20 protein-coding genes and 2 pseudogenes are annotated in these 17,676 nt (G+C 61.3%); 5 read left to right on the top strand and 17 right to left on the bottom strand.

The annotated features are described in order from the left end of the window. Positions 1 to 12: 12 nt before the first annotated feature. From NCR98_RS31185 to NCR98_RS31110, 16 genes and pseudogenes are all read right to left on the bottom strand, one after another. Positions 13 to 765: a formylglycine-generating enzyme family protein gene (locus tag NCR98_RS31185; protein ID WP_250528281.1), complete on the bottom strand. Its 753-nt coding sequence runs from the start codon at positions 763 to 765 to the stop codon at positions 13 to 15. Next, a complete protein-coding gene (locus NCR98_RS31180; protein WP_250528280.1) occupies positions 758 to 1,087 on the bottom strand; it encodes a hypothetical protein in 330 nt (109 codons plus the stop codon). The genes NCR98_RS31185 and NCR98_RS31180 overlap by 8 nt, the downstream gene beginning before the upstream one ends. After that, a complete protein-coding gene (locus tag NCR98_RS31175) occupies positions 1,084 to 1,896 on the bottom strand; it encodes an SDR family oxidoreductase (RefSeq protein WP_250528314.1) in 813 nt (270 codons plus the stop codon). Before NCR98_RS31175 ends, NCR98_RS31180 begins: the two co-directional genes overlap by 4 nt. A gap of 17 nt (positions 1,897 to 1,913) precedes the next feature. Further along, positions 1,914 to 2,756 (bottom strand): SDR family NAD(P)-dependent oxidoreductase, encoded by an 843-nt coding sequence (locus NCR98_RS31170; protein WP_250528279.1) that lies wholly within the window; start codon positions 2,754 to 2,756, stop codon positions 1,914 to 1,916. 61 nt (positions 2,757 to 2,817) lie between these two features. Next, positions 2,818 to 4,143 carry an aldo/keto reductase gene (locus tag NCR98_RS31165; protein ID WP_250528278.1) on the bottom strand — a complete coding sequence of 442 codons (1,326 nt, stop codon included), beginning with the start codon at positions 4,141 to 4,143 and terminating at the stop codon, positions 2,818 to 2,820. 115 nt (positions 4,144 to 4,258) lie between these two features. Next, positions 4,259 to 4,651, bottom strand: a complete 393-nt coding sequence (locus NCR98_RS31160; RefSeq protein WP_250528277.1) for a (R)-mandelonitrile lyase — start codon at positions 4,649 to 4,651, stop codon at positions 4,259 to 4,261. 207 nt (positions 4,652 to 4,858) lie between these two features. Continuing rightward, positions 4,859 to 5,656, bottom strand: a complete 798-nt coding sequence (locus tag NCR98_RS31155) for a carboxymuconolactone decarboxylase family protein (RefSeq protein WP_502799824.1) — start codon at positions 5,654 to 5,656, stop codon at positions 4,859 to 4,861. Then, positions 5,634 to 6,101 (bottom strand): (R)-mandelonitrile lyase, encoded by a 468-nt coding sequence (locus NCR98_RS31150; protein WP_250528276.1) that lies wholly within the window; start codon positions 6,099 to 6,101, stop codon positions 5,634 to 5,636. The genes NCR98_RS31155 and NCR98_RS31150 overlap by 23 nt, the downstream gene beginning before the upstream one ends. A 27-nt stretch (positions 6,102 to 6,128) precedes the next feature. After that, positions 6,129 to 6,866 carry a RibD family protein gene (locus NCR98_RS31145; RefSeq protein ID WP_250528275.1) on the bottom strand — a complete coding sequence of 246 codons (738 nt, stop codon included), beginning with the start codon at positions 6,864 to 6,866 and terminating at the stop codon, positions 6,129 to 6,131. A gap of 285 nt (positions 6,867 to 7,151) precedes the next feature. Next, positions 7,152 to 8,497 (bottom strand): annotated as a pseudogene (locus tag NCR98_RS31140) (replication-associated recombination protein A). 115 nt (positions 8,498 to 8,612) lie between these two features. Beyond that, positions 8,613 to 9,542 (bottom strand): LysR family transcriptional regulator, encoded by a 930-nt coding sequence (locus NCR98_RS31135; RefSeq protein ID WP_250528274.1) that lies wholly within the window; start codon positions 9,540 to 9,542, stop codon positions 8,613 to 8,615. A 3-nt stretch (positions 9,543 to 9,545) separates the two neighbouring features. Next, a complete protein-coding gene (locus tag NCR98_RS31130) occupies positions 9,546 to 10,448 on the bottom strand; it encodes a LysR family transcriptional regulator (RefSeq protein WP_250528273.1) in 903 nt (300 codons plus the stop codon). Positions 10,449 to 10,626: 178 nt separating this feature from the next. Beyond that, positions 10,627 to 11,415: an SDR family oxidoreductase gene (locus NCR98_RS31125; protein ID WP_250528272.1), complete on the bottom strand. Its 789-nt coding sequence runs from the start codon at positions 11,413 to 11,415 to the stop codon at positions 10,627 to 10,629. Between the two features lie 29 nt (positions 11,416 to 11,444). Continuing rightward, positions 11,445 to 12,188, bottom strand: coding sequence for an SDR family NAD(P)-dependent oxidoreductase (locus NCR98_RS31120; protein ID WP_250528271.1), 744 nt, complete (start codon positions 12,186 to 12,188; stop codon positions 11,445 to 11,447). 81 nt (positions 12,189 to 12,269) lie between these two features. Continuing rightward, positions 12,270 to 12,563: a Dabb family protein gene (locus tag NCR98_RS31115; protein WP_250528270.1), complete on the bottom strand. Its 294-nt coding sequence runs from the start codon at positions 12,561 to 12,563 to the stop codon at positions 12,270 to 12,272. Positions 12,564 to 12,574: 11 nt separating this feature from the next. Next, a complete protein-coding gene (locus NCR98_RS31110; RefSeq protein WP_250528269.1) occupies positions 12,575 to 13,633 on the bottom strand; it encodes an NAD(P)-dependent alcohol dehydrogenase in 1,059 nt (352 codons plus the stop codon). A 250-nt stretch (positions 13,634 to 13,883) separates the two neighbouring features. Here NCR98_RS31110 and NCR98_RS31105 point away from each other — a divergent pair, with 250 nt between their 5' ends. The 3 genes from NCR98_RS31105 (at position 13,884) to NCR98_RS31095 (ending at position 15,941) form a co-directional block, all read left to right on the top strand. Then, positions 13,884 to 14,795, top strand: a complete 912-nt coding sequence (locus NCR98_RS31105) for an AraC family transcriptional regulator (RefSeq protein WP_250528268.1) — start codon at positions 13,884 to 13,886, stop codon at positions 14,793 to 14,795. A gap of 156 nt (positions 14,796 to 14,951) precedes the next feature. After that, entirely contained in the window at positions 14,952 to 15,524 is a 573-nt protein-coding gene (locus tag NCR98_RS31100) for a flavodoxin (RefSeq protein ID WP_250528267.1), read from the top strand. A 111-nt stretch (positions 15,525 to 15,635) separates the two neighbouring features. After that, the gene (locus NCR98_RS31095) at positions 15,636 to 15,941 is read left to right on the top strand and encodes an alpha/beta hydrolase family protein (protein WP_250528266.1); all 306 of its coding nucleotides are present in this window, start codon (positions 15,636 to 15,638) and stop codon (positions 15,939 to 15,941) included. A gap of 584 nt (positions 15,942 to 16,525) precedes the next feature. Here NCR98_RS31095 and NCR98_RS31090 read toward each other — a convergent pair. Continuing rightward, a pseudogene (locus NCR98_RS31090) lies at positions 16,526 to 16,786 on the bottom strand (transposase); the annotation flags it as partial. A 95-nt stretch (positions 16,787 to 16,881) separates the two neighbouring features. Here NCR98_RS31090 and tnpA point away from each other — a divergent pair. Together tnpA and tnpB are read left to right on the top strand one after the other, a co-directional pair. Next, the gene (tnpA, locus tag NCR98_RS31085) at positions 16,882 to 17,310 is read left to right on the top strand and encodes an IS66-like element accessory protein TnpA (RefSeq protein WP_250528265.1); all 429 of its coding nucleotides are present in this window, start codon (positions 16,882 to 16,884) and stop codon (positions 17,308 to 17,310) included. Next, positions 17,298 to 17,651, top strand: coding sequence for an IS66 family insertion sequence element accessory protein TnpB (gene tnpB / locus NCR98_RS31080; RefSeq protein ID WP_014194213.1), 354 nt, complete (start codon positions 17,298 to 17,300; stop codon positions 17,649 to 17,651). The genes tnpA and tnpB overlap by 13 nt, the downstream gene beginning before the upstream one ends. Positions 17,652 to 17,676: the final 25 nt, after the last annotated feature.

The following is a 17,676-nucleotide window of genomic DNA, read 5'->3' as shown; positions in this document are numbered from 1 at the left end:
TGATAAGAAAGTTCAGAGGCGACAACTACTATGACGCCGGGGGGCCGCATCTGCGTTTTCTTGCCGCAGGTCGGCCAGCAGCACATGCTTACCGGCGCCTACGCGCCTTGCGATCGCCTGGCCAATCGAGCCGGGACCTATGACGACAACAGCTTGAGTCATGATGAATTCCTTCTTGAGATTGATCGGAATGGATGCACTTGACACGGTGCGCACCAGGCGCAAACCAATGCTGATACCGCGGTAGTCCGGTTCGTAGTCGCGCCGGAAAGCCGTGCGCCAGATCGTGGCAGTGGCGTGCCAAGTCCCGCCACGCACGACACGGCGCGTTCCCCGCTGCGGCCCCTGTGGATCGACCGCCGGGCTGCGGGCGTAGTAGTCCGCGTCATACCAGTCCTGCACCCATTCCCAGACGTTGCCGTGAACATCGTGCAGGCCCCACGGATTGGGTTGCTTGGTACCGACGGGATGGTGGCCGCCGGTCTGGAAGTCGCCGCCGTGCCAGGCGTAGCGGTCAAGTTGACGCTCGTCATCTCCGAAGGAGTAGCGCGTGCTGGTTCCAGCCCGCGCGGCGTACTCCCACTCGGCCTCGGTCGGCAGGCGGTAGCGCGTGCCACCTTCGCGCTTGTTCAGTGCGGCGATGAACTCCTGCGCATCGTTCCATGAAACCGTCGCCGGATGATCGGGCCGCGTGATGCGTTCGGCCATGCCCGGCAGCTTGTAGTAGGGATTCGAGCGGTCACGCTCATAGGGGTTCTCACCCAATACCGCCTGCCACTGCGCCTACGTCACCTCGTGCCGACCGATCTGGAAGGGCCCGGCTGATGGTGACCTGATGCTGCGGCTTCTCGAAAGCTCGCGCCTGATTGTCACTATCGGGCAACCCCATCATGAAAGTTCCGGCCGGTATGGTCACGAACTCCATGTTGAGGCTGTTGGTAAATATCGCAGCAGCACCTTGGGTTCGCTGCGCCAGGGCTGAGCCCGGCCGCCCAAATTGCCCCGTCGCGCAAACCCCGGCCGTGGCAGCGGCGGCAGTCGTCAGCAGCTTGCGGCGCGACGCGAAAAGATGATGATCAGGCTTCATGGCGCACCACGATTCGGGAGTTGGACAAGATCAGGGTCGTCTGGGTGAATGGCCTTCAGGTCCGCGAGCACCTGGGCTGGCTCCTGGTCCAGGGGCATGTTCTCGGCGTGGCCAACACCATCGGGCGACTTGCCGAAGTCGCCGGAATCCGCAGTCACCGCAGCGAAGATCGGTGCCAAGTCCTTGGGTACAGGGCCGACTTCGGCGACCAGCTCGAAGGTCTTGTTGCGGGCCTGCTCCAGCGTGAGGCTGGTCACCAACACCTCGGCGATCTGGCGGCGGGCGATCACTCCATCGGCGGGTGTGCCGGCGTGCCGGGTGTCGCCCTGGAGCATCACGATCCGGCGTTGATTGGCATCGTTGTAGTCGAACCATCCGGGACGCACGATCGTGTAGGCATTGCCGCTGGCGCGCACGAGGCGTTCCGAGCGTCGCTTCCAATCGTGCGCCTCGGTCCGGCGGTTATAGGAACCAACGCGGTCGGTGACGCCGATGGCGGTCATCAGCGCGATGCGGGTCTGCTGCCCGCGCGGGGCGAACAGCACGTTGCGCACGCCCCCGTAGTCGATAGCGCGCATGTCGGCGTTGCCGCCGTTGGAGCCGTGCGTGAAGACAATGGCGTCCACGCTGGCGACTGCTCGCGGTAGCGTATCCGGCTGGGTCAGCTCGCCGACCACAGCGTCCACCTGCGCCGGCAGCCCGGCGGCCTTGCCGCGGTCACGCACGAGCGCACGCACGGTGTGGCCCTGGCGTAGCGCTTCCTCGACAACGTGGCGTCCGACGCTGCCGGTCGCGCCGACGCACAACACAGTCAATGCTTTCGCGCTTATGTCAGACTCCGCGCGAATTCCTGCGCTGCGGCGAAGATTTCCTCGTCGCTGGTGCTGAGCGTAAAGGACGAGATGCCTCCATCGACCGGCATGACCGTGCCGGACACGTAGGTCGACAGGTCGCTGGCGAAGAACAGCGCCGCGTTGGCCACGTCCTCGGCCGAGCCGTAGCGGCCCATCGCCTGCTTGCTGCCCAGCCGCCCAACCAGGTACTGCACCAGCTCATCGGCCTTCTCGGGAGGAACGCCGAATGCCTTGGCGATCAGCGGCGTCATGATGACGCCCGGTGCCACACCATTGGTGCGGATGCCGAATGGCGCCAGCTCCTTCGCTGCATGACGGATCGTTCCGACGACGGCATGCTTGGCCGTCGCATAGGACACTGACGACCAGCCGCCCTGCAGGCCGGCGACGCTGACCGTGCTGATGATGGAGCCACCCGTGCCTTGTTCCTTGAACCGGCGTGCGGCGCACTTGTGGCCCAGCACCACCGAGCGCACGTCCAGCACAAAGGTCTTGTCGAAGCCCGCTGGCCCGATTTCGGTGATGGACGATCCATCGCCCGTGGAGCCGGCGTTGTTGAACATCACGTCGAGCCTGCCGAAGCGGGTGACGGCCGCGTCTACGGCAGCCTGGATGGAGGCCTCATCGGTCACATCGGTGCGCTGAAACACCGCCGCTTCGCCGAGCGAGGCCGCAGCCGCTTCGCCGGCCTCCTGCGCGACGTCGGCGATGACCACGCGCCCACCCTCGGCGACGAAGCGCTGCGCGGCAGCCAAGCCGATGCCACTTGCGCCACCCGTGACGATGGCGACTTTTTCTGCTAACAGGTTAATCATTTCGTTCTCTCTTTGCGCATTGGTTCGGCCTACCGGCACCACGCGATTCAGTTGATGGCGTTCACTTCGCGAGATACTTGCCGAAAAATGATTCCAGCTTGCCCCAGGGGATCAGGTCCGATCGGTCGTAGAGATCGACGTGCGTTGCGCCCTGCACGATGTGAAGTTCCTTCGGCTCCGACGCCATGTCGTAGGCATCCTTGCTGAAGTAGAGCGATTCGGCTGCGGACCCGGCGATGAACAGCAGCGGGCGCGGCGAGATGAGGCCGAGGGCCTCGAACGGGCGCGCGCTCGACATGACCGCATTGCTCGTCATCGTGAAGGTGCTGGGCGTGCGCGGATGCTGGCCGCGCGGCGTGTGGTAGTACTCGTGGAACTCGCGGAAGATGCGTGGCATGTCGTCGGTGACTTCCATCGGCGCGCCGCCGGCCATCTTCACCTCGGCACCCGCGGCCTCCGCCCAGCGCTGCTGGCCGACCGCTTCGAGCATCGAGCGATACTCGCCCTCGTTCTGGCTCTTACCGAAGCCATCGCGGACCATGCCGCCGATGTCGTACATACTGACCGTGGCGAGTGCCTTGATGCGCGGGTCGATTTCCGCAGCCGCCAGCGAGAATCCTCCAGACCCGCAGATGCCGAGCACGCCGATCTTCTCGAGATCCACCTCGGGCTGGACGCCAAGAAAGTCCACGGCGGCGCTGAAGTCCTCGGCGAAGATTTCAGGCGAGGAGATCCGGCGCGGCTCGCCGCCGCTTTCACCGCCGAACGAGGCGTCAAACGCGAGGGCGATGAAACCACGCTCGGCCATGGACTGAGCATAGAACCCGGAGGTCTGCTCCTTCACGCCACCGTAGGGGTGGCCGACGGCGAGCGCCGCGACGGGTGCGTTCGCGCTGGCTGTCTTGGGGCTGTACATGTCAGCGACGATGTCGATGCCGACACGATTCTTGTAGGTCACCTTGCGATGATTGACGGCATCACTCTTTGGAAAGGTCTTGTCCCAGTTCTGGTTCATGTCATGTGCTCCTTGTGTTGAGGAATGTCCGGTGGCTGGTATGAGCGATGCGTCGGCGACGGCCTTGATTTGCTCGGGCCTGCTGTTCGTGCCCGCCATCTTGCCATCGACGATGTTGAAGCCGAACTTGGTGGCGAACACCACCTGCTCGCGCACGGGGCGCAGGGCCTTGCCCACGGTTTCTTCGTTGGTGTAGGGGCCATACATCTCCGCCGTGTCGAAAAAGGTGACGCCGCGCTCTACCGCCTGGCGGATCAGCGTGATGCCTTCCTGCCTGCTGACCTTATGGGCATAGGAGAAGTCCAGGCCCATGCAGCCATAGCCGAGGGCCGAAACTTCCAGACCGTTCTTTCCCAGAATGCGTTTTTTCATGAATGTTCTCCTTTCCAGATAAATGCGGACGTGACCCGACATCACTTGCCGACGCGGGGCGCCAGCAAGCGTTCGAGGAGCGTTCCAGCGTGAGAGAAGGCGAACGCGCCTTGCCTTACTTCGCGCTGTATTCCTCGTCTGTCACGTGTTCCATCCAATCCACCGCCTTGCCGTCCTTCATTTCGGCGATGGCGATGTGGGTCATCGCGCAATCCGGCGATGCGCCGTGCCAGTGTTTTTCACCCGGCTCGATCCAGACGGTGTCGCCGGGGCGGATTTCCTGCACCTGTCCACCGGCGCGGCCGATGAGGCCGAATCCGGCGGTCACGAGCAAGGTCTGGCCCAGTGGATGGGTATGCCAGGCGGTGCGTGCGCCCGGCTCAAAGGTCACGGTCGCCGCGCTCAAGTTGCCGCTGCCGCAGAACGGGCAGTCGATGCGCACGGTGCCGGTGAAATACTCGGCCGGACCCTTGGCCGAAGGGGTGGAACCTGTCTTGGTGATCTTCATATGTGCTCCTGATGTTGGTGAACGCAGTCGCCGTGCCTTGAACGGCGGACAAACTGCAGGATGTGACTAAGTCGGCAAAACGGTGCGATAAGTTTTTTGCTCGTGCCTCGCGCGTGCCGTCGAGATACTGGGGGGAGAAGCTGATCAGCGTCTCAACTGCCGGGCCAGGGTATTGCTGCCTGTCATGCATGCGCATTCGCGCCGTATTCAACGTGTCCGAATCTCCAGCACCTTTGCCAGCGCTTCGCTGGCGCGCCGGCCGCTGTCAGCACCGACACGCTCACCCAGAACCTGCACGGCTTGTTGCATCTGCTGGGCCGTCAGGCCCATGTTCATGCTGTAGCCCACATGCCCTTGCAGTTGCCCTTCGGCGCCCGGCAGGGCCGACAACATGCCGACGGTCGCCAGCTCGCGGCTTTGCCAGTCGAGGTTGTCGCGCTCGAAGATGGCACCGAACAGGTGGGCCTGCAGGTACTCGCCGATGGCGGGGGCGAATTCGAAGATCGGCCCCGCCACGGGCTGGCCGACCAGCTTGGTCTGGTTGGCCGTACCGGCGGCGCGCAGCGCATCGCCCTTAAGAATTGCTTGGCTCGGCTCACGGCCCGGTGCGTCTTGAATGCCGCGCTGTTTGCGGGCATCAAGCACCTTCATCAGTTCGGTAAGCGCGTTAAGGCTGCGGGGAAAGCCAGCATAGGCGTAGAGCTGGACCAGCACTTCTCGCGCATCGCTGATGGTCAGGCCGGCATCCAGCCCCTGGTTCAGCGCGGTGTTTAGCTTGACGATGTCGCCTGCTGCGGCGAAGGCGGCGATGGACAGAATCGCCTGCTGCTGCGCGCTGAGGGTATCGGCCGCAGGGGCCGTGTTCTGTGTATTCATGATCCGGGACTCCTGTGCAAGGGCGGTTTTCGCGGCAGCGCTGGGAGATGCACTGGAGGCGGCGATTGCCGCGCCCAGAGCCAGCGCGCCTGCAAGCGCGCGATGCTTAGCGATTGTTGTATTGCTCATCGCTCACCAGTTCCTTCCAGTCCACGGCCTTGCCGTCGCGCAGGTAGGCGATTGCGATATGGCTCATGCGGCTATCCTTTGCCGCGCCATGCCAGTGCTTCACGCCGGGCTCAATCCAGACCACATCGCCCGCCTTGATAACGCGCGCGGGCTGGCCTTCCTCCTGCACCCAGCCCCGGCCTTCGGTGATGATGAGCAACTGGCCCACGGGATGGGTATGCCAGGCCGTACGCGCGCCGGGCATGAAATCGACCTGGCCGACGCTACCGTAGCGGCCACTCTTACCCGCAGCCTTGATGTCCACCGCTGCTTGGCCGGAGAAGGTCTTGGCGTCGCCGATCATCGTGGGGGTGGTGCCGGCGGGCGTGATCGAAATGCCGTCCGCATGGGCCGCTGCAGCGCCGAACAGTAAGGAAGCGCAGGCGGCGATGAGGTATTTCTTCATGAGGGATTCCTTTCGTTGCGTTGAATATCAGTGAGGTTTGGCCGACTGGCTTGCCGTCCGGCGGATCACGTAGCGCAGCCACACAATGTCGTCAGGCAGCCGCTCGAGATGCGTGAGTTGGAGAGTTGTCCCCTCCGACGGGAGAAGCCCAGCCGGCCCTTGACACTCGAACAGGGTATGGATGCCCGACAGGCCATCGATGCCCGGATAGAGCATCAGGCTCACCTCGTCGATGAGGCCCGCCTTCAGGAAGGCGCCGTTGACAATGCTGCCACCTTCGAGCAGCACGCGGCGCATGCCGAAGGTTGTGCCCAGCGTCTGCATGGCCAGCGCCAAATCGTGTCCGTCGCGGCCAGCGAACAAGTAGGAGATACCCAACTCGCGCAAGTGAGCCAGGTAGGCATCGGACACCTGCTCGGACAGCACGGCGATGAAATCATCGCCCTCGATTTGTCCACCTTCGTAGCGAATCCGACCTTTGGGGTCGAGTACAACTAGACTGCGCCGGGTCGTGCGTTCGCCCAGGAAGGGGTCGTATCTTGTCGTAGGCGGCAGCCCGTCGTGGTCGAAGCTGTGCGGCGCATGGTGGATCTGCACCGTGTTGCGGCCAAGCATCCACGCTTGGGCATTGAGCCGATCGCTGATGTCGTAGTAGCAGGCCGTAGCCTCGTCCACAGTTCTACCGTTGCGGGGCAGGTTCCAGCGCTCGCCATCGATGCGCCCATCGAGGGTACTCATCATGTGGCAAATGATCTGGGGACGCATGCAGACTCCGATTCAAAGAGGCCCCGAGACAGGCTATGTGCCGCTCATTGGCTCTAGGTATCGGAGCGTTCGCAGTCTTCAGTCCGGCCTACGGGGTGACGTTGGCATCAATGGCTAGACAGCGCGTCTATGCCAATTGCATTTCACTTTTTGAAATGATATGGAGAATGGCGGCCGGGATAAAGGTGCCAATTCCGCATGAACTCTTGAATTGAATTCATGAGTGAAGCCGGTGCTGACGCCCCCCAAAAAAAGGTCTGCTTCCAAGCCTGTGCCGGCCGCCGTCTAGCCTCGGCGCTCCAGCGCTTCTTCGCGGGCGCTGCGCAGGTGGTCGAGTTTTTCCTTGATGCGAATTTCAAGGCCTCGCTCGACCGGAAGATAGTACACACGGTCGCCCAACGATTCAGGAAAGCACGTCTGGTCCAGCGCCACGCCACCGGGTACATCGTGGTCGTACTGGTAGCCTTTGGCGTAGCCCAACTGTTCCATCAGCCGGGTCGGTGCGTTGCGCAGGTGCAGGGGGACGTCAGCCGTGCCATGCGTCCGTACTTCCTGCCTGGCTTGGGCGAAGGCCATGCTCGCCGCGTTGGATTTGGCGGCGCAAGCGAGATAGATCGCCAATTGCGCAAAGGCCATCTCGCCTTCTACGCCGCCGATGCGCTCGTAGATTTGCCACGCCTCCAGCGCCATGCTTTGCGCGCGCGGATCGGCCAGACCAATGTCGTCCAATGCCATGCACGTCAGGCGCCGTCCGAGATAGGCGGGATCGCAGCTGCCATCGAGCATGCGCGCCAGCCAGTACAGCGCCGCATCCGGATTGGAGCTGCGCACGCTCTTGTGAAGGGCAGAAATCTGGTCGTAGAACTGCTCGCCGCCCTTGTCGAAGCGACGGGTACGGTCGGCACCTGCGCCAGGGTCTGTGGCGTGATGTGCCCGTCCTCGTCGCTGGCCAGTTCGGCGGCGATCTCCAGCAGCGTCAACGCCCGGCGGACGTCGCCATCTGCGGCGCGCGCAATCTCGCCGAGCGACTCGTCCGAAACCTGCACACCCTCGCTGCCCAGCCCCCGCTCGCCGTCGTCCAGCGCCAGGCGCAGGGCCTGCACGATGTCCTGGGCGCTGACGGCTTCCAGCACATGGACCCGACAGCGCGACAGAAGCGCCGAGTTCAGCTCGAAGGACGGGTTCTCTGTCGTGGCCCCGACGAAAAGGATGGTCCCACGTTCGATGTGCGGCAGGAACGCATCCTGCTGTCCCTTGTTGAACCGATGGACCTCATCGACGAACAGCACAGTGCGCCGGTCTTGTGCGAAGCGCTGCGCTGCTTCGGCCAGTACCTGTCGCACTTCGGGCAGTCCCGTCAGCACGGCAGAGATCGCACGGAACTCGGCGTCGGCGTAACGGGCCAGCAGCAGCGCCAGCGTGGTCTTGCCGCAGCCGGGCGGTCCCCACAGCACCATCGAATGCACTCGTCCGGCTTCGATGGCGCGCCGCAACGCCGTGCCTGGCGCCAGCAGACGCCGCTGCCCAACCATGTCATCGAGCGAACGCGGCCGCATGCGCTCGGCCAGCGGACGCAGATGATCGGAAGTTGCGCTCAGCAAGTCGGTGGAGGGAGGGAATGGGGTTCGCATCGAATCTATAACCTGTTCTCAGTTCATCGTTCGTGTGCGCCGCGACCGCGCGGCAACGTGCCAGGAGCGCCGCGCGTGCCGACGCGCTCGCAGTCCATACATACACGCCGCGTCGTCAGCGCTTCTTCGCGCCTGATTGTCTGCGCGGCTCTCGGTGCCTCAAAGCCTCAACGATGACCGACATCGCACTGGAGGGATGGAGGCGGCTGGGGTAGTAGAGGTAGTACCCGGGATACGGCTGGCACCAATCGTATAGTACGCGCACCAGACGTCTCGCCGCGATGTGCTCCAGCACCATGTCTTCAGGCACGAAAGCCAGCCCATAACCGGCCAGTGCTGCCCTGACAATGTGCGTGCTGCTGTTGAACACCCACTGCCCAGCAACGCGGAAATTGATTTCCTTGCCATGCTTGTCGAAATCCCACGGAAGGAGGCTCCCTCGGGTGGGGAGGCGTAGGTTGATGCACTTGTGCCGAACTAGATCATGCGGCGTAGCAGGTTTGGAATGCTTGGCGAAGTAATCGGGTGACCCCACGACAGCCATGCGCAGGTCGGGGCTGATGCATACGGCGATCATGTCCTTGGCCACCTGAGCGCCCAACCTCACCCCCGCATCGAAACGCTGCAAAACGATATCTGCGAGAGCGTAATCTACGGTGATCTCGACCCGGATGTCGGGATAGGCGTGCAACACTGGAGCGAGCTTTGGCCATAGCACGCTATTGACTGCGTGTTCAGCCGAGGTAATCCGAATGGTCCCAGCCGGTTTGTCCCCCATCTCCGTCACTGCGGCGATCTCGGCATCGATATCCTCGAAACGAGGAGCGGCATTCGCGTATAGCCTTTCACCCGCTTCCGTCGTGGAAATCCTCCGGGTGGTGCGCGTCAATAGACGCACGCCCAACCGGGCTTCAAGTCCTTTCACAGCATGGCTTACTGCCGATGTTGACACGCCGAGGAGGCCGGCTGCTCGCGTGAAGCTACCTTCGCGGGCCACATGGATGAAGGCGAGCACATCGTTGAAGGTGTCGTTGCTGCGAGGCATTCCTCATTTCCTCTTGGCAGGATGACGCAGCGCATCGATCAGCACCGACATGGCGCGCGAAGGCTCGCTGCGATTGGGGTAGCACAGGTGGTAGCCGGGGAATGCAGGGCACCAATCCATCAGGACTTGGCGCAGCCGTCCTTGGGCAACGTAAGGCCGCGCCATGTCTTCTAGCACGTAGCCCAGGCCGAATCCGGCGAGCGCCGCATCGAGGACCTGCATGGGCTCGTTGAAGACCAGTTGCCCCTCTACGTGGGCATTGACGCGCTGCTTGCCCTTCTTCAGCTCCCAGGCATAGAGGCCGCCTTGGCACATTAAACGTAAGTTGATGCACGAGTGATGGATCAGGTCCTGCGGCGTCTTGGGCGCAGAATGCTGGGCCAGATAGGCGGGAGAGGCGACGATCGCAACCGGCCAGTCAGCGCTGATGCGCACTGCCGTGGTATCGCCCGTCAGCGTGTCGCCCAGGCGCACCCCCATGTCGTAGCGCTCGGTGACGATTTCTGCGAGCCGGGATTCGACAGTCATCTCGACTTTGATGTCCGGGTACTCGGGTAGCAGTTTCGCCAGCTTGGGCCAGAGCACCGTCCTGGTCGCATGTTCGGTTGTCGTGATCCGCACGGTCCCAGCCGGCTTGTCACTCAGTTCTCCGATCGCGGTCAGTTCCGCCTCGATTTCCTGGAACCGTGGCGCCACGTTCTGCATCAGGCGTTCGCCTGCCGCGGTTGGCGAGACGCTGCGCGTCGTGCGGGCGAGCAGTCGAACCCCCAACCTAGCCTCCAGCGCCCGAATCGTGTGGCTGAGCGCCGACTGGGAAACCCCGAGCTGGGCCGCCGCACGAGTGAAGCTTTGCTCGCGCGCCACAGCCATGAAGGCTAACAGGTCGTTGTAATTCGCTCCGGCCATTGATGAAATGAACTCAAAAGTGTTTGCTTATTTTACCATAGATGGAACCAATTCGAGCCGGCTTCCCTTCGCGGTTCATTGAGGGCCTCCTCTTTTTTATAAGGACGTAAGGCGCAGTATCGCCTCCGACCACGGCACCGTGAACGCCGTGACAGGCGTCAAGATCGTCACTGGTCCGTCAGTCCAAACGGGAACGGTTGGAAACGCTTCCAAGGTCAGCACGCACCGCAACAGGCTTCGAGACGTTTGGCAATGTGTCCTGATCACGTACGCCATCTATGGACTCAGAAGCGTCCGCATCCATCGCTTCAAAGAGCGGGGCCAGATCGGTCTGATCCTCGCCCTTCTCGGCGACCAACTCGAAGGTCTTGCGGTTCGCTGATTCTGTAAATAGAGATTCCACTAACACCTGCGCAATCTGCTGTCGCGCGATCACGCCGTCGTCAGGAGTGCCGCTGCTACGCCGGTCGCCCTGAATGAACACCAAATGATGCCGATCTGCGGCATTGAGGTCGAACCAAGCGGGACGAACGATGGTGTAGTGGAACCCGCTAGCCGGCACCAATCGCTCGGAACGGCGCTTCCAGTCGTGGACCTTGGAGTCCAAGTTATAGAAGACGGTATGGTCGGTGACGCCGATGGCGGTCATTAACGCGATACGAATCGGTTGTTTCGCCTGGAAGAGGACATTCCTCACCGCCCCATAGTCGACGGACTCATGCTCATCTTCGGTGCCGTTCGCGCCGTGGGTGAATATGACCGCGTCGCATTCTTCCAGAACCTTCGCGATGTCCTGCGCTTCGCTGATGTTTCCAGATCGAATATCTACGGAGGTAGGAAATTCGGAGGCGACTGGATTGCGCACCACGATACGGACCGCAACATTGCGCTGCACCAGCTCGTCGACAACGAGCCTGCCCACGCTGCCAGTCGCCCCGATCACAAGAACTTTTTGTATTGATGTCATCGAACTACTCCTTACGTCTTTCCTTTGATTCAAGAAAGACGGCCGGCGTATACCTGCGTCTGGCCGCCATCAACAACAAGATTGATCCCATTGATGAAGGAGCTTGCGTCGGAGGCCAAGAACACTACGGCATCGCCGATTTCCTCAGCCTTGCCGACACGGCCCACGGGAATCTCAGCCGCGCACTTCTCGGCGAAGTCCTTGACCTGCTCGGGCGTCATGCCTTGAACCGTTTCGTAGCCTTCGGTGGGAATGGCGCCGGGACTGACGACGTTCGCGCGAATGCCGCGCGTTTTCAGCTCGGTGGTCCAGACCTTCGCCATTCCGATGATGGCGGCCTTGGTCGCGGCATACGCCGTGTACTCCGGCAGACCGATGAAGGCGGTCATAGAAGAGGTCAGGATGATCGAGCCGCCCTTGCCCATGATCGGCAGCATGGCCTGGACAGTGAACAACTGACCCTTGAGGTTCACGGCGAGCATGGCGTCGAGGTATTCCTCTGTAACATCCTCAAGCTTGCTGCCCTTGTAGTAGCCGGCATTCGAGAAGATGACGTCCAACTTTCCCTTTTCCGCCTGGATGACGGATGTCACGCGAACCATGTCCTCCTTGCGGGACACGTCTGCGACGATGGCACGGACGTTCGGCCCCAATGATTTGGCGGCTTCATCCAGAACGCTTTGGCGACGCCCGATGATATAGACATACGCACCGGCTTTCGCCAGGCGCTTGGCCGCGCCGAAACCCAGGCCCGTGCCGCCGCCCGTGACCAATGCAATTTAGCCGTTCAGTGATTGTGTTGACATTTTTCGACCTCGTATTTGAAAGAGTAAGGAGTCAGATGCAAAGGAACACTAACCGCCCGTTTGCACCACGGTCATCCGGGACAGGTCGATGGCGTCCTTGATTTTTTCGCCAAGCGCCAGATGCTTCGGATCGTGCATATAGCGTTCAAAGTCGTCCCGCGAATCGAACTCGGCAATCAACACGACCGCCCGGCTCTCGCACCCGCCCAGGGTTTTTTCGACCGAAAATTTCCGAATCCACGGAACGATGCCGGGGAGCGTGCGCAAGGTTTCGACGACGCTGGTAAGGCGCTCGTCGGTGCAGCCCGGAAATGTCGGGCCAACGAAGACGTGCCTAAGCATGGTGGCGCTCCTTAGTTCTTTTCCAGCGTGGCCAGATCGATCACGAATCGATACTTCACGTCGCTCGTGAGCATACGGGTGTAGGCCTCGTTGATATTCTTGATGTCGATGACTTCAACGTCCGAGGTGATGCCGTGCTGTCCGCAGAAATCGAGCATCTCCTGCGTCTCGGCCAGGCCGCCGATCAGGGATGCGCCAAGCGAACGGCCCCGGAACACCATCGAAGCGGTGTTGAGCGTGTCGTTCAGCGGGCCGAGATAGCCGACCAGCACAATGGTGCCCTCGGCGGCCAGTGTGGCAATGTACGGATTCAGATCATGGTCATAGGGCACGGTGTCGATGATCAGATCGAATGAACTCGCGGCGGCCTGCATCTGCTCATCGCTGCCGGAAATGACGATGTGATCCGCGCCCAGCCGGCGGGCATCCTCCTCCTTGCCGGGGGAGCGGCTGAACAGGGTGACGTCAGCGCCCATTGCCTTGGCTAGCTTCAACGCCATGTGGCCCAAACCACCGAGGCCCACGGCCGCGACCTTCCTGCCCGGGCCTGCACCCCAGCGGCGCAATGGCGAGTAGGTTGTAATGCCAGCGCACAGCAACGGTGCGGCACCGGCGAGATCCAGGCCATTCGGAATGCGCAGCACGAATCGGTCGCTCACGACGATCTTGTTGGAGTAGCCGCCATAGGTCGGCGTGCCATCGTGGCGATCCTTGCCCGCGTAGGTCAGCGTGCTGCCGTTTTCGCAATACTGTTCGTGGTCGTGCTCGCACGATGAGCAGTGGCGGCAGGAATCGACCAGGCAGCCGACGCCCACGGTGTCGCCCACTTTGTAGCGGGTGACTTCCGGGCCAATGCGGGTCACTGTGCCGACGACTTCGTGGCCGGGAACGATCGGATAGCTCTCGCCGCCCCAGTCGTTGCGGACGTGGTGGATGTCGGAATGGCAAACACCACAGAAAAGAACGTCCAATTCCACGTCGTCAGGACGCAGATCACGGCGTTCAAACGACCATGGAACCAGATCGGCATCGGAGGAATGGGCGGCATAGCCGTGTACGGGTGTGGGCATCAGAGACTCCTTCATGTCAGAAAGTGGCCTGTCGGAAAAACGGGCCTCGTTTCGCTACGTTGAAAGTGGTGGCAACAACGCCATTGGTATTGAAATTCTCCGACTTCGCAGTCCGGCGTAGTTGCCGGCTTCAACGCATTTTTTGCCTATTCCGACGAATCATCGTCGCGAATGCGGCTTCCCTGGCTGGAAGGTCTATAGTTGAAAGTGCCCCAAAACTACCCAGAGACCATACGGATCAATGACCTTCATGACCGCTGACACCCCTGCCGATAGAGACGTGCTCGCGGGTCTCGTCACACAATTTGTACGTCATGACGGGGACTTCGCGACCGACATTCCTGAACTGACCTTCTATCAGCGCAGCAAGGTCAGCGAGCCCATGCCCTGTATTTATGGTCTCGGCGTGACGGTCGCCTTGCAGGGGCGAAAGCGGCTCATCATTGACGGCGAAAGCGTCGAGTATGGGAAAGGCCAGTCGGTACTGACCACGATTGACCTGCCGCTTGTCTCCCATATCAGCGAGGCCAGTGTGGCGAAGCCCTACCTGGGGCTGCTGCTGACGCTCGATCCGAAACTGATCGCGCAGATTTCCGCTGACATGGACTTCCCAGCGGCCAAAAAAGAGGAATCTCGTCGTGCCTTGTCTCGTCAGTATCTTGATGCGGGTCTGCACGCTGCGATGTGTCGTTTGGTCGCGTCCTTGAAGGAGCCGCAGATACTGAGATTGCAGATCACACCGTTGATTCAGCGGGAGATTTGCGTGCGGTTACTAGCCAGTGATCACGGGGCGAAGCTCCGTGACATTGTTTCAGCGGGTTCACCGACGCAGCAGATCGCGCGCGCAGTCACTTGGATCAAGCAAAACTTCCAGAAACCCATAGAGATTGATTTCCTTGCTTCGCAAGCGAGCATGAGCGCATCGACGTTCAGGCTGCATTTCCGTGCCGTCTGCGGCATGAGCCCGCTCCAGTACATCAAGCAGATCAGGCTGCAAGAAGCTCGGCAAATACTATGGACTCAAAAAATTGATGCGGGGGAAGTCGCTTATCGCGTTGGCTATGAAAGCACCTCACAATTCACGCGCGAATACAAACGGCTCTTTGGCAATCCTCCATTGCGAGATCTGAAAGCGCTGCAAGATGGTTCCGAGAGGAACTAACTAGCTCAAACTCATTCCCCGCTGCCGTCCAACCTCCCATACCAGCGCTCAAGGCTGGATCGATTGGGCCGTCCGGTTCTGGAATGAGGAAATCGGGATCGCGTTATGAGTAGATTACCAAAGTTACTTTCTCGTCGGGCTGTTGTGTCGGCATCCATGCTGCTGCCGCTGGTGACTTGCGTGGCCTCTGTACTGGCTGCACCAGAGGCAACACCACGTTCCGCACGCAAGACGCTGGTGACGTACTTCTCGCGCACCGGCAAGACACGCGTGATTGCCGGCCAGATTCAACGTGCAAGGGGCGCCGAAATATTTGAAATCCAACCTGCCACACCATACCCCGAGGACTACGAACAAGTTGTTGATCAAGCGCGTCGCGAATGGGACAGCGGTTTCGAGCCGGCGCTTCAGGCCAGGGTTATCGACATAGACGCCTACTCAACCGTATTCCTGGGCTTCCCGATCTGGGGAGGAACAGCACCACCCATCATTCGTTCCTTCCTCTCAAATCATGATTGGGCGGGCATGACGCTGATTCCCTTCATTACCCACGGAGGATATGGCCTGGGCAACAGCCTTACGGTGCTCGCTGCACATGCCCCTCAAGTTCGGCTGCTAGACGCCGGATTGACGTTGGAGGCCAATCAGGAGCGTCGGACTCTTGACCATGTCACGGACTGGCTCAAGCACGTTCCATCTACCACTGAACCCAAACGGAACACACCATGAAAATAACACCGCCCACGCACTCACCTGACAACGCGGGTGCTCGGCACTTACGCGCGACTATTGCTGTCGCAATGCTGGCCAGTCTGTTGGGGGGCAGCTGCCGCACAACAGTTGCATGACATCCCATCGTCTGAAAGCCCACTGATCCTCGAATCACGCGGCAGCTTCTTCGTCGGAGGCGAGCAGGTGGAAAGAACCGCCGTTGAAATCGGCAGCTTCGGGCCGGACGACCGGATCACCGTCAACCAGATGTACGTCGAGTACATGGTGCCCCACGGCGCAAGCAAGGTGCCGGTGGTGATGATCCATGGCGCCACGCTCAGCGGCAAGACCTATGACACCACCCCGGACGGTCGCATGGGCTGGTACGAGTACTTCGTCCGGAAAGCCATCCGGTCTATGTCGTCGACCAGGTAGGACGGGCGCGTTCGGGCTTCGACCAGTCCGAGTTCAACACGGCTCAGGCGGGGCAGGTTCCAACCGGCAGACAGACCAAGCTGCTGAGGCTCGGCGACCGTTTCGGTTCCTGGACCAATTTTCGCTTCGGGCCCGAACCGGGGCAGCCGTTTCCGGACACGCAATTCCCGGTCTAGGCCGCTGCAGAGTTGTCCAAGCAAAGCGTCCCCGACCTTCTCGGAACCTCGCGCGCAGAATCCGAATTGGAAGGCCTTATCGGATCTGGGGCGGCAGCTCGATGGTGCGGTGCTGCTTGTCCACTCCCAGTCCGGCCCGTAGTTATTGCAATCGGCCATCATCGACGTCACGGGCATCCGCGCCATCGTGATAGTGGAGCCCGGCACCAGCAACGCTACGGTTCACACGGACGACGAAATCGCCACCCTCAGCAAACGCCGATTTTCGTCCTGTTCGGCGACCATCTTGCGTCCGACACACGGCTGCCGGGACCGACCTGGGAAGATCGCTTCAACGACTGCCAGGTGTTCAAAGAGCGCATCGATGCAGCCCAGGGCGGGGGCAGGCCCCTGCGGGCGGATTGATCCCTATGCCGGCAGCAACTGCCGGCGCACCATCCACAGATTGGACAGCGCAAACAATGTCAGCACCTGTGCCGTGTTCTTGGCCAAGCCGCGGTAGCGCACGTTGGTGTAACCGAACTGACGCTTGATCACCCGGAACGGGTGCTCGACCTTGGCACGCATGCTGGCCTTCCAGCTCTCCCAGCGTTCAACCTGTTTGCGTTCCCGTGCGTTGCCAATGGCCTTGACCTGCGAGCGCTTGGCGACGATGAAGAATATCGCCTTGCAGTCGGACAGTAAGCGACTCGGCATGACCGTTTCCCAGTGCTGAATATTTCGACGCATGATGGGCGCGTTCAGCTTGACGGAGACAGTCAGCCATGTCGAACGCAGCGGGCCGTACGCATCCCCATCGCACGTATGCGCAAGAAATCAAGCAGCAGGTGATCAGCGAGACATTGGAACCCGGCATGTCGGTGTCGATTGTTGCGCGACGGCACGACATCAACGCCAATGTGGTGTTCGCATGGCGCAAGCAATACCGTGAAGGCAAGGTGATCATACCTGCACTCGAAGCTGCGCCGAGCGTGTCCAGCACGAAGCTACTGAGCGTCGACGTGATCGACTCGATCGACCCGGCATTGGTACTGCGGCCGCCTAAGCCGGCAGTGGCGTCGCAAGCGACGAGCGGCGCACCGATGTCGGCGCCCGTGTGCGAGATCGAGGTGGAGATCGGCAAACGGCGTGTGAGGATTCGCGGCCTGTCTGCGGAGCGCGCTGAAGCGTTCCTGCAGGAATGCCTGAAGTGATCGCGCTGCCGGCAGGTACGCGCGTTTGGCTCGTGGCCGGCGTGACAGATATGCGCTGCGGCTTCCAGGGGCTGGCCGCGAAAGTGCAGACAGCACTCGAAGAGAATCCGCTGGGTGGCAACGTATTCATTTTCCGCGGCCGCCGCGGCGATCTCGTGAAGCTGCTTTGGGCGACCGACGATGGACTCTGGCTGCTCGCAAAACGATTGGAGCGAGGCCGGTTTATCTGGCCACAGGCCGACGGTGGAAAGATCCATCTGACGAGCGCACAGTTGTCGATGCTCCTCGAAGGCATCGACTGGCGACACCCGCAACGCACCGCTGCTCTGTCGATGTTGTAAACCACATCGAAGGCTCGTAAACTGC

This window comes from Caballeronia sp. GAWG2-1 (genome assembly GCF_023631405.1).
In the GTDB taxonomy this organism is placed as follows: domain Bacteria; phylum Pseudomonadota; class Gammaproteobacteria; order Burkholderiales; family Burkholderiaceae; genus Caballeronia.
Note: the sequence above shows the minus strand (reverse complement) of the source record. Positions and strands in the feature narration are given on the sequence as shown.